Source organism: Leucobacter salsicius M1-8 (assembly GCF_000350525.1).
In the GTDB taxonomy this organism is placed as follows: domain Bacteria; phylum Actinomycetota; class Actinomycetes; order Actinomycetales; family Microbacteriaceae; genus Leucobacter; species Leucobacter salsicius.
The window spans coordinates 254,160-269,436 of record NZ_AOCN01000015.1; the positions used below are offsets into that span (position 1 = coordinate 254,160).

Genomic DNA, 15,277 nt, shown 5'->3' on the forward strand with positions numbered 1-15,277 from the left:
GAGAGACCACTGGGCCGGGGCCCTAACTCCCGGCCCAGATTCTGGCCACAACGGCCACGCCACCACAACCACACACGCTCTTCCCCTCCAATGACGAAGGACACCTGATGAAGAAGACACCCCTGATGTTGCTCGCCGCCTCGGCGACTCTCGCGCTCATGCTCACCGGCTGCTCGGGCGGCGGTGACACGGCATCCGCAGGTGCCGGCCCCAACACCCCCACGGGTGACGAGGTCAGCACCACGACGGACGCCGAGCTCACGAAGCTCCTGCCCCAGGACATCCTCGATGCCGGAGTCATCAACGTGGCCGTCGACATCCCATTCCCGCCCATGGCAATGTACGACGAGAAGAACCGTGAGATCGGGTTTGATCCAGAGCTCGCACGCCTCATCGGTCAGAAGCTGGGCGTCGATGTGTCCCTCAACAAGCAGGCGTTTGACTCGGTGATTCCGTCGCTGCAAGCCGACAAGAACGACATCATCATGAGCGGCATGAACGATACCCCCGAGCGCCAGAAGACGCTGAGCTTCGTCGACTACACCCACGGTGGATTTGCTGTCGCGGTGAAGAAGGATAACCCCGAGGGTATTAAGACGCAGAAGGACCTGTGCGGGCTGACCGTGTCTGTCCAGAAGGCGACGGTGCAGGGCGACCTGCTGCGGGCCATGGACTGCGGTGTCAAGGTGATGGAGTTGCCGAGTGACCTGGACGCGCAGACTGCGCTGAGGGCGGGCAAGAGCCAGGCCTACGTTGCTGACGCGGTCGTTACCGAGTACGTGGTCGCCACCACCCAGGACGGCGCCGCGTTCGACATTGTGCGAGACCCCATCAACCCGTCTGGGTTCAACCCGGTGTTTAGCGGCATCGGCATCCTGAACACCGACACCGAGCTCACCGAGGCGGTGCGCCAGGCCCTGCAAGCCCTCATCGCCGAAGGCACCTACCAGGAGGTGCTCGACCGTAACAACATCGGCGCGTATGCAGTTGACGAGGCAGCCGTGAACCAGGGAGCCGACGCATCATGAGCAAAGAAGAAATGACAGGAACTGCCACGCTGAGCCGGCGAAGCAACGATGTGTCGGAGGACGCCGCCACGTCTGCCCCAGGAAGCACAGTGCCCGGTGGCCGCCCCGGAAACCCTGCGTACCAGCAACCGTTGACCACAGAAGACGATGTCATTTCGGTGCCGCTGCGGCGGCCGTGGCGATGGATCAGTGCCATCGCGGTGCTGGCGCTGCTCGCGAGCTTCATTTACGTCGTGGCCACGAACCCCAATCTCGACTTCGCAACGATCGGGGAGTTTATCTTCGACGCGCGCATCCTCGAGGGCGTCTGGCTGACACTCGTCATCACCGTGGTTTCAATGGTGGTCTCGACGATCCTCTCGATCATCATTGCGGCTATGCGGCTTGCATCAAACCCCGTGCTCTCGAGCGTGGCCTGGTTCTACGTGTGGGCCTTCCGAGGTACCCCGGTTCTGGTACAAATCGTGCTGTGGGGGTACTTGGGGCTTCTGTTCGACAAGATCACCCTCGGAGTCCCATTCACCGATGTGGTGTTCTGGCAGATGGACACGAACTCGCTAGTCACCCCGTTCGTGGCCGGCCTGCTCGCCCTGACGCTCAACCAGGCAGCATACTCATCCGAAATCGTTCGTGCCGGCATGATGTCGGTCGACGAGGGACAACGAGAGGCCGCCTACTCGCTGGGTATGTCGCCGCTCTACACGTTCCGCCGAGTGCTGTTGCCGCAGGCGATGCGGGTCATCATTCCGCCTATGGGCAACGAGCTGATCTCGATGCTCAAGAACACGTCGCTGCTCTCGGTGATTGCGGTCATGGAGCTGTACACGCAGGCGTCAGTCATCTCGTCGACGAACCTGAAGCAGGTGGAGCTACTGCTCGTCGTAAGTATTTGGTACCTGTTTATGACGAGCGTGCTGTCGGTGCCGCAGTACTACCTTGAGCGGCGCTATGGCCGCGGCAGTAGCCGCAATCTGCCAAAGACGCCGTGGCAGCGAGTGCGTGCCGCTATGGATCGGCGCAAGCCCGGCCCCCAGCCCGCCCCACCAACCGAGATTGTGAGTGTAGTGGCATGACTACCTTGATGAGTACGAGCAAGGCCGCGGTGTCGGCCCCGAGGAACCCCCAGGATGCGCTCGTTGACATTCGACGCGTGCGCAAGAGTTACGGCCAGCACGAGGTGCTGCGCGACGTGTCACTCGCTGTACCAGCGGGGACGGTCACGGTGCTGCTGGGGCCTTCTGGATCGGGGAAATCCACGCTGCTGCGATGCATCAACCACCTCGAAACCATCGACGGCGGCCGGATCATTGTGGATGGTGAACTGATTGGATACCGTCAGGCAGGCACCAAGAACCACGAGATGACCCCGCGACAGATCGCGAAGCAGCGGCGCGGCATTGGCATGGTGTTTCAGCGCTTCAACCTGTTTCCCCACATGACCGCGCTCGAGAACGTCTGCGAGGCCCCCGTGGGGGTGGTGCGACTCAGCAAGTCGGCCGCGCGCAAGCGGGCGCTAGACCTGCTCGACCGAGTGGGGCTCGCCAACTTCGCCGGGCACTACCCCGCGCAGCTGTCGGGTGGGCAGCAGCAGCGCGTTGCCATCGCGCGAGCGCTCGCCATGGAGCCGAAACTGATGCTGTTCGATGAGCCCACGAGCGCGCTCGATCCCGAGCTTGTTGGCGACGTGCTTGACGTGATGCGCGAGCTCGCCCGAGACGGCATGACGATGATCGTGGTCACCCACGAGATCGGGTTCGCGCGCAGCGTCGCAGACCAGGTCGTGTTCATGGATGGCGGAGTGGTGGTCGAGGCCGGGCCTCCCGAGGACGTGCTGGGCAACCCGCAACGGCAGCGCACGCGCAATTTCTTGGAGAGCGTGAAGTAACGCGATCCGGAGCAGCGCGCAAAAGTAGCTACCCGGTGAGCCCATTGCGGGCTCGCCGGGTAGCACTGTTTGTGCTCATGTCAGCCAGCGGGTCCCGAGCCGCCGAACTTCTCGAGGGCGAAATCAAGCAGGGCTGATGCGCGCGGGGTGAGCTCCATGTCATCGGGCCAGATTCCCACGACGTGCGAGACCGTGACGGGCGGGTCGAGGGGCCGGATCGCAACGGGCCGACCCTCGGGGCTCGTTGGGAGCCTGTTGGGCCGTGACATCAGGAGGCCATAGCCGAGACCCCTGCCGACGAGCGCCTCGACGAGCCCGATCTCTGAAACGCTGACTTCGATGCTGGGTTCGAGCCCTCGCGCGGCAAAGGCGCTCAGCACATTGACGGTGCCGGGGGTCGCGTAGTACTGGATGTAGGGCTCGTTTGCGAGATCGGGGAGATCCACGGAGGCGGCCTTGGCGAGCGGATGATCCGGGTGCAGATGCACTTCGAGCTCGGTCGGGTAGATCTCTCGGCGTCGGTACCCGACCGGCAGCGTCACATCAAACAGGAGCGCCACGTCGAGATGGCCAGCGTCGAGCGCAGCAAGCAGCTCCTCGTTCGTGCCCACCGTGACCTCGAGGTGCACGCCGGGGTAGCGCTTCGGGAACCCTTCGAGCAGGTCAGGCACCACGTTCGTGGCGAACGTCGAGTAGCAGCCGAGCTTCACCGGGCCTCGGAGCTCTTGCCCCGGACCGATGCCGAGGAGCAGTTCCTGTGTGTCGGCGACGATCTGGCGGGCGCGCTTGGCGAACTTCTGTCCCGCCGGGGTGAGGGTGAGGCCACGGGCCTTGCGACGCACACACAGCTGTTCGCCGACGGCTCTTTCAATGCCGGTCACGGCCTGAGACAGCGCAGACTCCGAGTATGTGCAGATGGGTCGCTGCGGCGCTGAGGGTCGTGAAATTTGGAAGGGCTGAGAACAGTTCAAGCTGTCTCAGGCTCACGTCGACCATGGCTGACTCCTCGTCGAGAAACTTCTTTCGCTAAACCGCACAACAACCACATATTACTGTGATTTACACGCAGAGGAAGTGGCTCCAAGATGAGAAGGTAGCCAGCCCTATCCCGCGCGCGGAAAGGGGTGGCAGGCGCGAGGGGCACCGACGGCCTCCTGCCGCAGTCCAGCAAGGAGAAACAATGGCAAATCAGGCTACTAGAATCGCGGTCATCGGCGGCGGCATGGGCGGACTCACTGCTGCGATCGCGCTGACCCGGATCGCCGGCGTGCAAGTCACGGTGTTCGAGCAGGCCAGCAAGCTCGGCGAGGTGGGTGCGGGTGTTACTGTCGCACCGAATGCGGCGCGTGTGCTCGACAAACTCGGTGTCTACGAGAAGATCAAGGCGCTCGGAGCGGTTCCTGACGGGCACGGTGTGTATCTGGATTCCATGGGCAACATGGTCACCGATGCGGCGTGGGAAGACTCGGCGAAGCAGTACCAGAACGTCGGTATGTATCGACCGGACCTCATCAACGCGCTGGCCGGAGAAGTCGACCCCGAGACGATTCGCCTCGGCCATCGCCTTAAGTCTGTTGAAGCGCTGGAGTCGGGGGTTCGGGTCGAGTTCGACAACGGTGTGCACGAGGACTTCGACGCCGTAGTGGGTGCAGACGGTATTCACTCGGTGGTACGCAAGGCCGTGGACCAACATCTCGAGCCCGTGTACTCCGGGTACATCGTCTACCGCGGAGTCATCGACGCATCTCGCCTGCCTGAGGGCTGGCCCATGATCAGCCAGGTATGGATGGGCAACAATCGCCACTTCATGTGCTATCCGCTGCAGCAGCGCAATCTTTTCAACTTTGTTGCCGGTATTCCGAGTGACCGACCCCTCAACGGCCCCTGGTCGGGCCCGGCCGAGACAAGTGAACTCGCAGCCGAGTTTGCCGGTGATGGGTGGGACCCCAAGCTTCAGCACTTCATCGAGCAGATCGACAAGACCTTCTGGTGGGGGCTCTTCGACCACGAGCCCCTCACCAACTGGTCGCGAGGGGCCATCACGCTGCTCGGCGACGCAGCCCACACGATGCTGCCGCACCAGGGGCAGGGCGTGAACCAGGCGATTGAAGACAGCATGGCCCTCGCGACATTCCTTGCGGAGGCCGACGACGTGTCGGACATTCCCGAGGCGTTTCGGCGTTATACCGCCGTCCGCATGCAGCGCACGGCGATTCTGCAGAATGGTTCGCGCAGGTCAGGGGCCATGTTTGACGCGCAGTATGAATTTGCCGACCTGAAGAAGCGTGACGCTGATATTCGCGTTGGTCGTGACTTCCGCCGGAGCGCGGTATTCGACTATGACGCGGAAAAGGTCGCAGAGAAGGCACTCAACCGTTTTAGGAGGATCTCAGTCGTATGACAACGATCAGCATTATTGGCAGTGGCAAGATGGGCGCCGCAATTGCAGAGGTCGCGGATCGCGCCGGGGCGGGCGTTCAGATTGTGAAGCGCAGCGCGACCAGCCCGTCGGCGGCCCGGCCCGGGTTCGAATATGGCGTGCTGGGCGATGAACTTACCGGTGATCTCGTGGTGCTTGCTGTTCCCAGCGTGGCCTACCCGAGCATTCTCGAGCACTATCGGGATCAGCTCAGCAAGAAGGTCGTTATCGACATTAGCAACCCCATCGACTTCTCGACCTACGATGAGCTGAAATCGCCGGCAGACTCCTCGACGGCCGCTGAGCTGGCCAAGCTGCTGCCCGAGGGCTCCTCAGTCGTGAAGGCGTTCAACGTGAATCTCGGCGATACGCTCGCCTCGGGCACGAACGGTACGACGCCCACGACCGTCCTGTTCGCAGGCGACTACGCAGACGCGAAGATCGCGGTCACATCGCTCATCGAAGCCGCAGGCATGCGTGCAGTAGACGTTGGCCCGCTGACCCGTGCGAGGGAGCTCGAGGCTATGGGCTTCCTGCAGATCATCATGGCTGCTCTCGGCAAGACGAGCTACGAAACGGGCTTCACCTTGCTCAAATAACTGAGGCCTACGTGCCAGGTAGAATTGAGGCATGACCACCGCGCGCGAACAGCTCATCGACCTCATCAAGAGCGAAGCCGTCTTCCACGGCGACTTTACGCTCACCAGTGGCAAGAAAGCCACCTACTACATCGACCTCCGCAAGCTGTCGCTCGATCACCGTGCGGCACCGCTGATCGGCCAGGTCATGCTCGACCTGATCGACGACATCGATGGCGTCGTCGCTGTGGGTGGGCTCACGATGGGTGCAGACCCGATTGCCTCGGCGATCATGCACCAGGGTGTGGCCGCTGGCAAGGTGTACGACTCGTTCGTCGTGCGCAAGGAGCCCAAGGACCACGGTCGCGGCCGCCAGGTCGAGGGCCCGGATCTTGACGGCAAGCGCGTCGTCGTCGTCGAGGACACCTCGACGACGGGTGGCTCGCCGCTCGCCGCTATCGAGGCGCTGCAGAAGGTCGGCGCCGAGGTCGTGGCTGTCGCGGTAGTCGTCGACCGCCAGGCGCCCGCAAAGGCACGTATTGAGGAAGCGGGCTACGAGTACCGCTTCGCGATCGGCCTCGAGGACCTGGGGCTCGCGCCCCAGTAGTGATTGATGTGTGATCCGGCAAACGTGCCGGATCAACTCAAAAGGCGGCGGGTGAGCATATGCTCACCCGCCGCCTTTTGCTGTGAGACGTGCACAATCTTCGGCACGAGCTGCCGAACGTTATCCTGAGCTCGGCTGGTCGGACAGTACTGTGAATCCGAGGATCGGGCCGCCCTTCAACTACATTTACTTTGATGCGAGTTGGCTCTTGGTGATCAGCTTCAGGGCTACGGCGAGAACTGCGATTGCGATGAGACCGGCCACAGCCACCGTGCCGAAGTACTGCACCTCGGCGCCCTGCTGATAACCCTGCGCGACCCAGCCGGCAAGTGTCGAGCCTCCCGCCATGGTGAGGAAGTACAGAGCGGTCATCTGAGCATTTGCTGCCCGCGGGGCCATGCCCGCGGTAACGGAAAGCGCGGCAGGCGCAAAGAGAGCTTCGCCCAGTGCAAAGAGCACCATGATCGCGAAAATAATGGCGAGTGGCATCGATTCCCCGGGGGGCGACGCTGAAAGGCACGATGGCCGCGGCGCCGAGCGACATGAAAACTACACCCCAGACGAGCTTCGACACAGACGACATGCGAAAGTTTCGGCTACGGCTCCAGAGCAGCGCAAGGGCGGCCGTGATGAAGGCCACGAAGAGGCTTTCAATGGTGACGATCAGCGAGGGGGGTGCGGTGAAGCCGAACACCGAGAGATTGACCTTGGTGTCCGCATAGACCGTAAAGGCCGTAAAGAGCTGGAACAGAAGGGTCCAAAACACGAGGCCCATGAGGAATATGGGGATGTAGCGCACGATGGTCTGTCGCTCGCTGAAAGTGACTTTGGGGTTGGTGAGCAGCGCTGTGAAGATCAAGACCGCTGCAGCGGCAACGACGATTGCTACGACGCTGCTGATGTTGTCGATGCTCACGACCCTGGTCAAGATGAGCAGTGCGGTGATCAGCGAAGCGATGACCGCGATGACGGTCCACGCCACTCGGGCTTGGGCGCTGAGCGGGTTCGGGACGACCCCCGTGCTCGCAGGAAGCTTCCGCATGCCGACGGCATACTGAACAAGGCCGACGGCCATGCCAGCAGCTGCGGCGCCAAACGCGACGTGGAAACCCCACTGCTGGTGAAGGATCCCGGTGAGCAGTGGGCCCAGGAACGCGCCGACGGTGATTCCCATGTAGTAGATCGAGTAGCCCGCATCGCGCTTTGCGCCGCCCTCGGGGTATAGCTGGCCCACCATCATTGAGGTGTTCACTTTGAGGCCGCCGGTGCCGATCACGATGAGCGCCAAGCCGCCTACGAGCCCGACAACGTCAGGCACAAAGGCGAGGAGGAGGTGACCCAGCATGATTGCTGCACCGCCAATAAGGACAACCAGCCTGGGGGCGAGAACCCGATCTGCAATCCATGCGCCCACGATTTGGGCAATGTAGACCAGGCCACCATATGACCCTGCAATGCCAAGAGCAATCGCTTGGGGAAGGCCGAGCCCGCCGTCTGCGAGCGAGTAGTACAGATAGCAGGCGAGAAGTGCTTGCAGGCCGTAGAAGCTGAATCGCTCCCACATCTCCGTGCCCGCGAGAGTGATGAGGCCGCTGGGGCGGGCCTCCTCGGTGACAAGTCCGAGTGCTCGTGTCTCGCCAACGCGTGATGACGGTTTGTGGCCGCGTGGTGCGCGCTGAGGGGTGGGGGTCCGGGTGTTCGCCATTGATTCTCCGAGATGTGCGGGGAAGTGGGGGTGAAAGCCTGCCCCCAACAGACCAAGTTTGATCGTCTGACCAAGTTAATATGTTTGAAATGGTTTTTAATTGCAAGTTGCGTGATTGTGCCGAACTGTCGCCATTGGTGACAAGCAGGTCTTTGGTCGGACTAATATGTGATTAGCTTGAACGGCGCGAGTCGGTAAGACCGAAGATGCTTGGCGCCACAGACGACATTAAGTAAGGGAAGGACGCGATGGACTGGAACAGCTTTGGTAGAGCCGATTCGCTCTCCGTGCCCGATCGGCTCTCGGTCGACCTTGAGCGGTTGATTCTCGAAGGGCATCTAAGCGTCGGGGAGAAGCTTCCCTCGGAGCGAGAGCTCGCTGAGTATCTCAAGGTCTCGCGAGCTTCCATCCGAGAAGCGCTGCGAGAGCTCGAGAACCGCGGGCACATCGATCGCAAGCCGGGCCGCGGAACCATCGTGCTGAGCCCGGGGGAGAGCGCTGGGGTCGGTGACGAACTTCTGGGGAAGATGGCTGCACTGAAGCCTGAACTGCACGACATCATGGAACTCCGAGCAATCATTGAGCCCCCGATCGCCCGCATTACGGCGGGGCGCGCCACCACGAGGGATCTCGCACAGTTGCGAGAGCTTGTCGAGGCGATGGAGGGCGACGTCACCAAAGAACGGTACGCCGAGCTCGACCGCGCATTCCATCAGGCCATCGCCCAGTATGCGCACAATCCCCTGCTTGCGTTTATCAACGAACGTATTGCTGAACAGATCGCGCCCAGCCGTGCCGGCCGGTACCAAACCAAGGCGCGACGAGCCGCTTCGAGTGCGGCCCACCGGCGCATTCTCGAAGCAATCGAGGGGGGCGATGGCGACCTTGCCGAGCAGGAAGCGCGAGACCACGTACTCGCAATCAGCCATGAGATCGCCCGCGCAACAAACTGACGCGCGTTCCTACATCTCTCAGTAACCCAATGGAGGGCCCGTAACACCATGACGAGCAACACCCAGACCCACCCCCGCGGCGCGATTTCCACCTCGCACTACCTCGCCACCGAGGCCGGGGCTGCCGCGCTCAATGCCGGCGGCACCGCGATTGACGCGGCGCTCGCAGCCGCCGCCACGCTCTGCGTCGTCTACCCCAATAACGTCGCGCTCGGCGGGGATCTGGTGGCACTCGTGCGCGACCCCTCAGGCAAGATTCACTTCCTCAATGCAACCGGCCCATCGGCAGCCGATCAGACGCTTGACGCGCTGCGTGAGAAGCACGGCGAGCAGTTGCCCCTGCGTGGCATCGACTCCGTGAGCCTGCCCGGCGGGGTTTGCGGCTGGAACTCCCTCCACGAAATCGGCGCCAAGTTGCCCTGGGCCGACCACTTTGAGGCCGCACGCCACTATGCCCGCGAAGGCTTCCCCAACTCTAAGTCGGTGGCGCAGGCACTGATCGACGAGCGGTCCTTCCTCGAACAGGATCCCGGAGCTCGCGAGATTTTTTACCCGGGCGGTCAGCCCCTCGCTGAAGGCGAGACGCTCACACAGCCCGCGCTCGCCGCGACGTTCGACGCGCTCGCGACCGGCGGTTCGGAGGAATTCTACGAGGGCGAGCTCGCAAGGCGTTGGATTGCGGGCCTCCAGGCCCACGGTTCGAAGCTCAGCCTAGAGGACGCCAAGAACTACAGCGCCCAGTGGGATGAACCCATCGAATCCGACTTCGAGGAGCACCGGGTCATCACTGGCCCGCCCAACACTTCAGGCTTCATGCTGCTGCGCGCGCTGCAGGAGATCGCGAACGGCATCGAAGATCCGCTCGGCTCCGGCGCGGGCGAGCTCGCGCATGCCTTCGCCGCCGCGAACGCGGTGCGCGCGGCGCACCTCGGTGACCCCGGGTTCGGCACACCAAACGGCGCTGATCTCATTGCGATGCAGGCTCCGGATCATCCGCAGCCGGGCGTCCCCAAGCCGAGCGGTGACACAGTCGGGTTGAGCGCGGTCAGCGAAGACGGGTGGGCGATTTCGCTCATTAACTCCGTCTACTACGGCTTCGGGGCGGGCATCCTCGACCCCGACACGGGCATCCTATTTCAGAACCGCGGCACGTCGTTCTCGCTCGACGCCGACGCACCGAATGCGTTCGAACCGAGCAAGCGCCCGCGTCACACGTTGATGCCAGTGCTGATCGAACGCGAGGGTGAACTCGCCTGGGTCCCCGCCACAATGGGCGGCTCGGCGCAGCCGCAGATCCACACGCAGCTGCTGCTGCGTTCGCTCGCGGGCGCCACTCCGCACGAGGCGACACACGCCCCGCGCTGGATCGTGGAAGAACCTGCGGCCGATGGCACCGTCACGATTCTGGTGGAAGAAGACGTTCCGCTGGAAACCCGCACGGCGCTCGAGGGATCCGGGCTTAGGGTTAAGATCGTGCCGCCGCGCACTGAGGACCTGGGCCACTCGAACCTCATTCGCGTGACCTCCGCGGGCTACGACGCCGCAAGTGACCCCCGCAGTGACGGGTCAGCGATCATCGTCAGCGCTCAGGGAGCGCGCGACGAACGCCAGACTGCGGCGCTGTAGCGGCAGCCAGCAACTGCACAAGCATTTCCATTCGCACCAACCGAAAGAAGTATCTTCATGACCTCTGAGGTCCGCCCCAGCGCATTTTTCCTGATCCTGATTGGTATCGCAGGCGGCATCTTGTCGGGACTCTTTGGTATTGGGGGCGGCACGATCATCGTGCCTGCGCTCGCCATCTGGCTCTCCATGCCGCAAAAGCTGTCGGCGGGCACGTCGGTGCTCGCTATTCTGCCGACCGCGGTCGTGGGCGCGACGACCTATGCTCTCCAGGGGCACGTCGACTGGATCGCTGCCATCTGTCTAGCGCTTGGCATGATTATTGGTGCGCAGCTGGGCGCGCTTCTGTTGCACAGGCTCCCCGTCAACGTAGTGCAGTGGGCGTTCATGGTGTTCCTCGCGGTGGTCATTGTGATGCTCTGGTTCGTGGTGCCTCAGCGCGCTGACGAGATTGACATGACCTTCTGGACCGCACTGCTGCTCGTTGTAACCGGCTTCATTACCGGCGTGCTTTCGGGTCTGCTGGGTGTGGGCGGTGGCGTGGTCGTGGTGCCCGTGCTGATGTTCTTCTTCGGCTCGAATGACTTGGTCGCGAAGGGTACGTCGCTGCTCATGATGATCCCGGGCTCGATCTCGGGCACGCTCGGCAACTTGCGTCGGCAGAACGTCGACTTCAGAGCCGCCGCCTATGTGGGGTTGGCGGCGTGTGTGTTCGTGCCGTTTAGCTCGCTGTTCGCCAGCTGGATTGACCCGTTCTGGGGTAACGTCGCGTTCTCGCTCTACCTCGTCTTCATCCTTGCCCAGATGATGGTGCGCTGGTTCAAGAAGCGCGCGAAATAGCGAGCGGCGTCCGGGCCCACTGATCCGGATCAAAAATGCGCGGGGAGTTCCGTTAATGACAGCTCATTAACCGGAAGTCCCCGCGCATTTTTTGCAGCTGCTGGGCCAGAACCCTAGATCAGGTCAGCGACCGAGTTCAGCACCTCGTCGGGCCTGAAGGGGAACCGCTCGATCTCGGCCTGGTCGGCGATGCCGGTCATGACGAGCACGGTGTGCAGGCCCGCCTCCATGCCAGCGACAATGTCGGTGTCCATGCGGTCGCCGATCATGCCGGTGTTGTGCGAGTGCGCGCCGATCTTGTTGAGCGCCGAGCGGAACATCATCGGGTTCGGCTTGCCCACGACATAGGGGATCTTGCCGGTCGCGTTCGTAATGAGCGCGTTGATCGAACCGGTCGCGGGCAGCACCCCCTCGGTGCTGGGCCCGGTCGCATCAGGGTTGGTCGAGATGAACCGGGCACCGGCGATAATGAGCCGGATCGCCTTCGTGATCGCCTCAAACGAGTAGCTGCGGGTCTCGCCGATCACCACGAAGTCGGGGTTCGATTCAGTCATGATGTAGCCCGCGTCGTGCAGCGCGGTGTGCAGGCCGGCCTCGCCGACGACGTAGGCCGAACCGCCTGGCTTCTGCTGCTTCAGGAACGCGGCGGTCGCGAGCGCGCTCGTCCAAATACGGTCCTCGGGCACGTCGATGCCGCTCGCCGCGAGGCGCGCGCTGAGGTCGCGCGCCGTGAAGATCGAATTGTTCGTGAGCACGAGGTAGGGCGTCTCGGTGTCACGCCAGTGCTCAAGCAGCTCGGAGGCGCCGGGAATTGCCTGGTTCTCGTGCACCAGCACGCCGTCCATGTCGGTCAACCAGCATTCGATCGTCTCGCGGCGAAGGTGGGGCTCTACATGCGTCATGCCTTCAGCGTAGCCGGGGTGTGTGAACCGCGTGTTACTGGCAGACTAGATTTATGCATGAGCGAGCAGGGCGGCCGGCGAGCGGCGAGGATCTGATTGATGTCGAGGCGCTGGTTACCGCGTATTTTGATGAGGTTCCGGATCCCACGGACCCTGCGCAGCGGGTCGTTTTCGGCACCTCTGGCCATCGCGGCTCGTCGCTGAAGCACTCCTTCAACGAGGCGCACATTGTTGCCATCTGCGCGGCGATTGCCGAGTACCGCGCGGCGCAGGGCATCGAAGGCCCGTTGTTTATCGGTGCGGATACGCACCCGCTGTCGCTGCCCGCCGAGCTGACCGCACGCGAGGTGCTCTCAGGGGCCGGGGTGCACGTGCTCGCGCGATCCGGATCGGGTGATGAGTTGTTCGTGCCGACTCCCGCGCTCAGTCACGCGATTCTCACCCACAACCGTGGCCGTGCTGCGGATGATCCGCACCGCGCCGACGGCATCATCGTGACCCCGAGCCACAACCCGCCCTCGGACGGTGGGATCAAATACAACCCACCCCACGGCGGCCCCGCGGACACCGACGCAACCGACTGGATCGCGGCGCGAGCCAACGAGCTGCTCGAGCATGGCGTCGCCTGGGTGCCGCGGGACGGCCGCGGTGAGGTCGACGGCGCACCAGTCGGACGCTACGACTTTCTCGGCGAGTACGTTGAGTCGCTCGGCGATGTGATCGACGTCGATGCGGTCCGCGACGCGGGCGTGCGCATGGCGGCGCATCCGCTGGGTGGCGCGAGCGTGGCGTATTGGGCAGCGATCCGGGACCGCTTCGATCTCGACCTGACCGTGCTCGGGCCGGGCGTCGACCCTCAGTGGGGGTTCATGCACCTCGACTGGGACGGCAAGATTCGCATGGATCCGTCGTCGGCCCATGTGATGTCGACAGTCACGGAGTACCGCGACGACTTCCCCATTGTTACCGGCAACGATGCTGACGCCGACCGCCACGGCATCGTTACGAAGGACGCCGGCCTCATGAACCCCAATCACTACCTTGCGGTGGCGATTGACTACCTGCTGCAGCACCGACCCGACTGGCCCGTGACCGCCGGTATTGGCAAGACACTCGTGTCGTCGGCGCTCATCGACCGGGTGGTTGCCGCTCACGGTCGCACCCTGTTGGAAGTGCCCGTCGGATTCAAGTGGTTCGTGCCGGGGCTGTCTGACGGCAGCGTGGTGTTTGGCGGTGAGGAGAGCGCGGGGGCATCGTTCCAGCGCTTCGATGGCACCGCATGGAGCACCGACAAAGACGGCATCTTGCTGGCGTTGCTCGCTGCCGAGATTCTGGCGGTCACGGGGCAGACCCCATCTGAGCGGTATCGGGAGCTGGCCGATCGATTCGGAGAACCCGCCTATGCGCGCATTGACGCAGCCGCGTCGCCGGCGCAAAAGGCTGCGCTGGGTGCACTCGCGGCCGAGGACGTCACGGCGACCGAGCTCGCGGGGGATCCGATCACGGCGATCCTCACCGCGGCGCCGGGTAACGGGGCGAAGATCGGGGGGCTCAAGGTGCAGACCGAGCACGCCTGGTTCGCGGCTCGCCCCTCGGGCACCGAAGACGTCATGAAGATTTACGCTGAGTCGTTCAAGGGCGAGCAGCACCTCGCGCTCGTGCAGCGTGAGGCGCAGGCGCTCGTGGAGCGGGTGCTCGGGGCGTAGGGTCAACTTCGCAATCCGCGTTGGAGCTACCGCGCCATGCGGGTCGCATGTTCCACTCGCGATACCCTGGTGAGCATGACTCACAGCACCGTGCCGCTCCGCCGTTACTCCTACCTGGGGCCGGCTGGGACGTTTACGGAGTCCGCGCTCAAGCAGGTGCCCGACGCGGTCGGTCAGGAGTGGTGCCCCGTCGGCAACCTCGGTGAGGCTTTGCGCCACGTGGTCTCGGGTGAGAGCGACGCCGCCATGATCGCGATTGAGAACTCGATCGACGGCGGCGTGACCGTCGCCCAAGACGCGCTGGCCACCATCCCGGGCCTGCGCATCGTGGGCGAGTACCTCGTCTCGGTGAACTTCGTGCTGGTCGCACGCCCAGGCACCCGGCTCGAAGACATCAGGGTCGTCTCGGGCCACCCCGTGGCCTACGCGCAGTGCCGTGCCTGGCTCGATGCCGCCGCGCCGCAGCACACCCACCGGGTCGCAACCTCAAACGTGCAGGCCGCGGCCGACCTGTTCGACCCCGCCAAGGGTGTCGACGCCGCGATCGCGCCCCCCGGCATCGACAGCCACTACGAGGTCGACGTGCTGGGGGAGCAGCTCGCCGAGAACCCCGACGCGGTCACCCGCTTCGTGCTCGTCAGTCGCACCGTGCCCGTCGCCGAGCCGACCGGGGCAGACAAGACCTCACTGATCGTTGAGTTGCCCGAGGATCGTGCCGGTGCGTTGCTCGAGCTCCTCGAGCAGTTCTCCACCCGCGGCGTCAACCTGACGCTCATCGCCTCGCGCCCCGTGGGCGACCGCATGGGACGCTACCGCTTCGTGCTCGACGCCGAAGGTCATGTGAAGGACGAGAGGGTCGCCGACGCTCTCCTGGGCGTCAAACGATTCAGCCCCAAGGTCGTCTTCCTCGGATCGTACCCGCGCGCAGACCGCGTCTCGGCGAGCATCCGCGACTTCCACGACGACGACACGTTCCGCGAGGCCCGCGATTGGTTGAGCGACATGATTGACGGGACTGACCCTCAGTAAGG

The 15,277-nt window shown here is 63.6% G+C and carries 14 protein-coding genes; 11 read left to right on the forward strand and 3 right to left on the reverse strand.

The window, feature by feature from the left end; all coding sequences use genetic code 11:
- Positions 1 to 107: 107 nt before the first annotated feature.
- The 3 genes from C795_RS0106315 to C795_RS0106325 all read left to right on the forward strand — a co-directional run bounded on the left by C795_RS0106315 (position 108) and on the right by C795_RS0106325 (position 2,913).
- Positions 108 to 1,028: an ABC transporter substrate-binding protein gene (locus tag C795_RS0106315; RefSeq protein ID WP_017792913.1), complete on the forward strand. Its 921-nt coding sequence runs from the start codon at positions 108 to 110 to the stop codon at positions 1,026 to 1,028.
- A gap of 89 nt (positions 1,029 to 1,117) precedes the next feature.
- On the forward strand, positions 1,118 to 2,101 hold the full coding sequence (locus tag C795_RS0106320; RefSeq protein ID WP_017792914.1) for an amino acid ABC transporter permease: 984 nt from the start codon (positions 1,118 to 1,120) through the stop codon (positions 2,099 to 2,101).
- 8 nt (positions 2,102 to 2,109) lie between these two features.
- Positions 2,110 to 2,913: an amino acid ABC transporter ATP-binding protein gene (locus tag C795_RS0106325; protein ID WP_017792915.1), complete on the forward strand. Its 804-nt coding sequence runs from the start codon at positions 2,110 to 2,112 to the stop codon at positions 2,911 to 2,913.
- 80 nt (positions 2,914 to 2,993) lie between these two features.
- On the opposite strand, the gene C795_RS16275 is transcribed toward C795_RS0106325, so the two are convergent.
- Complete coding sequence (locus C795_RS16275; RefSeq protein WP_017792916.1) at positions 2,994 to 3,794, reverse strand: LysR substrate-binding domain-containing protein; 801 nt, start codon at positions 3,792 to 3,794, stop codon at positions 2,994 to 2,996.
- A 299-nt stretch (positions 3,795 to 4,093) separates the two neighbouring features.
- Between C795_RS16275 and C795_RS15385 the strand changes: the two genes are divergently transcribed.
- From C795_RS15385 to pyrE, 3 genes are read left to right on the forward strand one after another with little or no spacing between them, the layout of a single operon-like run.
- A complete protein-coding gene (locus C795_RS15385; RefSeq protein ID WP_017792917.1) occupies positions 4,094 to 5,314 on the forward strand; it encodes an FAD-dependent monooxygenase in 1,221 nt (406 codons plus the stop codon).
- A complete protein-coding gene (locus tag C795_RS0106340; RefSeq protein WP_017792918.1) occupies positions 5,311 to 5,931 on the forward strand; it encodes an NADPH-dependent F420 reductase in 621 nt (206 codons plus the stop codon). The genes C795_RS15385 and C795_RS0106340 overlap by 4 nt, the downstream gene beginning before the upstream one ends.
- Positions 5,932 to 5,962: 31 nt before the next feature.
- Positions 5,963 to 6,517 carry an orotate phosphoribosyltransferase gene (gene pyrE, locus C795_RS0106345; protein WP_017792919.1) on the forward strand — a complete coding sequence of 185 codons (555 nt, stop codon included), beginning with the start codon at positions 5,963 to 5,965 and terminating at the stop codon, positions 6,515 to 6,517.
- A gap of 37 nt (positions 6,518 to 6,554) precedes the next feature.
- Here pyrE and C795_RS16855 read toward each other — a convergent pair whose 3' ends face one another.
- Positions 6,555 to 8,222, reverse strand: a complete 1,668-nt coding sequence (locus C795_RS16855; protein ID WP_083879147.1) for a peptide MFS transporter — start codon at positions 8,220 to 8,222, stop codon at positions 6,555 to 6,557.
- 248 nt (positions 8,223 to 8,470) lie between these two features.
- Between C795_RS16855 and C795_RS0106365 the strand changes: the two genes are divergently transcribed.
- The 3 genes from C795_RS0106365 to C795_RS0106375 are packed head-to-tail and all read left to right on the forward strand — an operon-like array spanning position 8,471 to position 11,638.
- On the forward strand, positions 8,471 to 9,175 hold the full coding sequence (locus C795_RS0106365; RefSeq protein ID WP_017792923.1) for a FadR/GntR family transcriptional regulator: 705 nt from the start codon (positions 8,471 to 8,473) through the stop codon (positions 9,173 to 9,175).
- 48 nt (positions 9,176 to 9,223) lie between these two features.
- Positions 9,224 to 10,801 (forward strand): gamma-glutamyltransferase family protein, encoded by a 1,578-nt coding sequence (locus C795_RS0106370; protein WP_017792924.1) that lies wholly within the window; start codon positions 9,224 to 9,226, stop codon positions 10,799 to 10,801.
- 57 nt (positions 10,802 to 10,858) lie between these two features.
- A complete protein-coding gene (locus C795_RS0106375; RefSeq protein WP_017792925.1) occupies positions 10,859 to 11,638 on the forward strand; it encodes a sulfite exporter TauE/SafE family protein in 780 nt (259 codons plus the stop codon).
- A gap of 113 nt (positions 11,639 to 11,751) precedes the next feature.
- On the opposite strand, the gene C795_RS0106380 is transcribed toward C795_RS0106375, so the two are convergent.
- The gene (locus C795_RS0106380; protein ID WP_026139499.1) at positions 11,752 to 12,540 is read right to left on the reverse strand and encodes an HAD-IIA family hydrolase; all 789 of its coding nucleotides are present in this window, start codon (positions 12,538 to 12,540) and stop codon (positions 11,752 to 11,754) included.
- Positions 12,541 to 12,593: 53 nt separating this feature from the next.
- On the opposite strand from C795_RS0106380, the gene pgm reads away from it, so the two are divergent.
- Both pgm and pheA read left to right on the forward strand, forming a co-directional pair.
- Entirely contained in the window at positions 12,594 to 14,246 is a 1,653-nt protein-coding gene (gene pgm / locus C795_RS0106385) for a phosphoglucomutase (alpha-D-glucose-1,6-bisphosphate-dependent) (RefSeq protein ID WP_017792927.1), read from the forward strand.
- A gap of 75 nt (positions 14,247 to 14,321) precedes the next feature.
- The gene (gene pheA, locus C795_RS0106390; RefSeq protein ID WP_026139500.1) at positions 14,322 to 15,275 is read left to right on the forward strand and encodes a prephenate dehydratase; all 954 of its coding nucleotides are present in this window, start codon (positions 14,322 to 14,324) and stop codon (positions 15,273 to 15,275) included.
- Positions 15,276 to 15,277 lie beyond the last annotated feature (2 nt).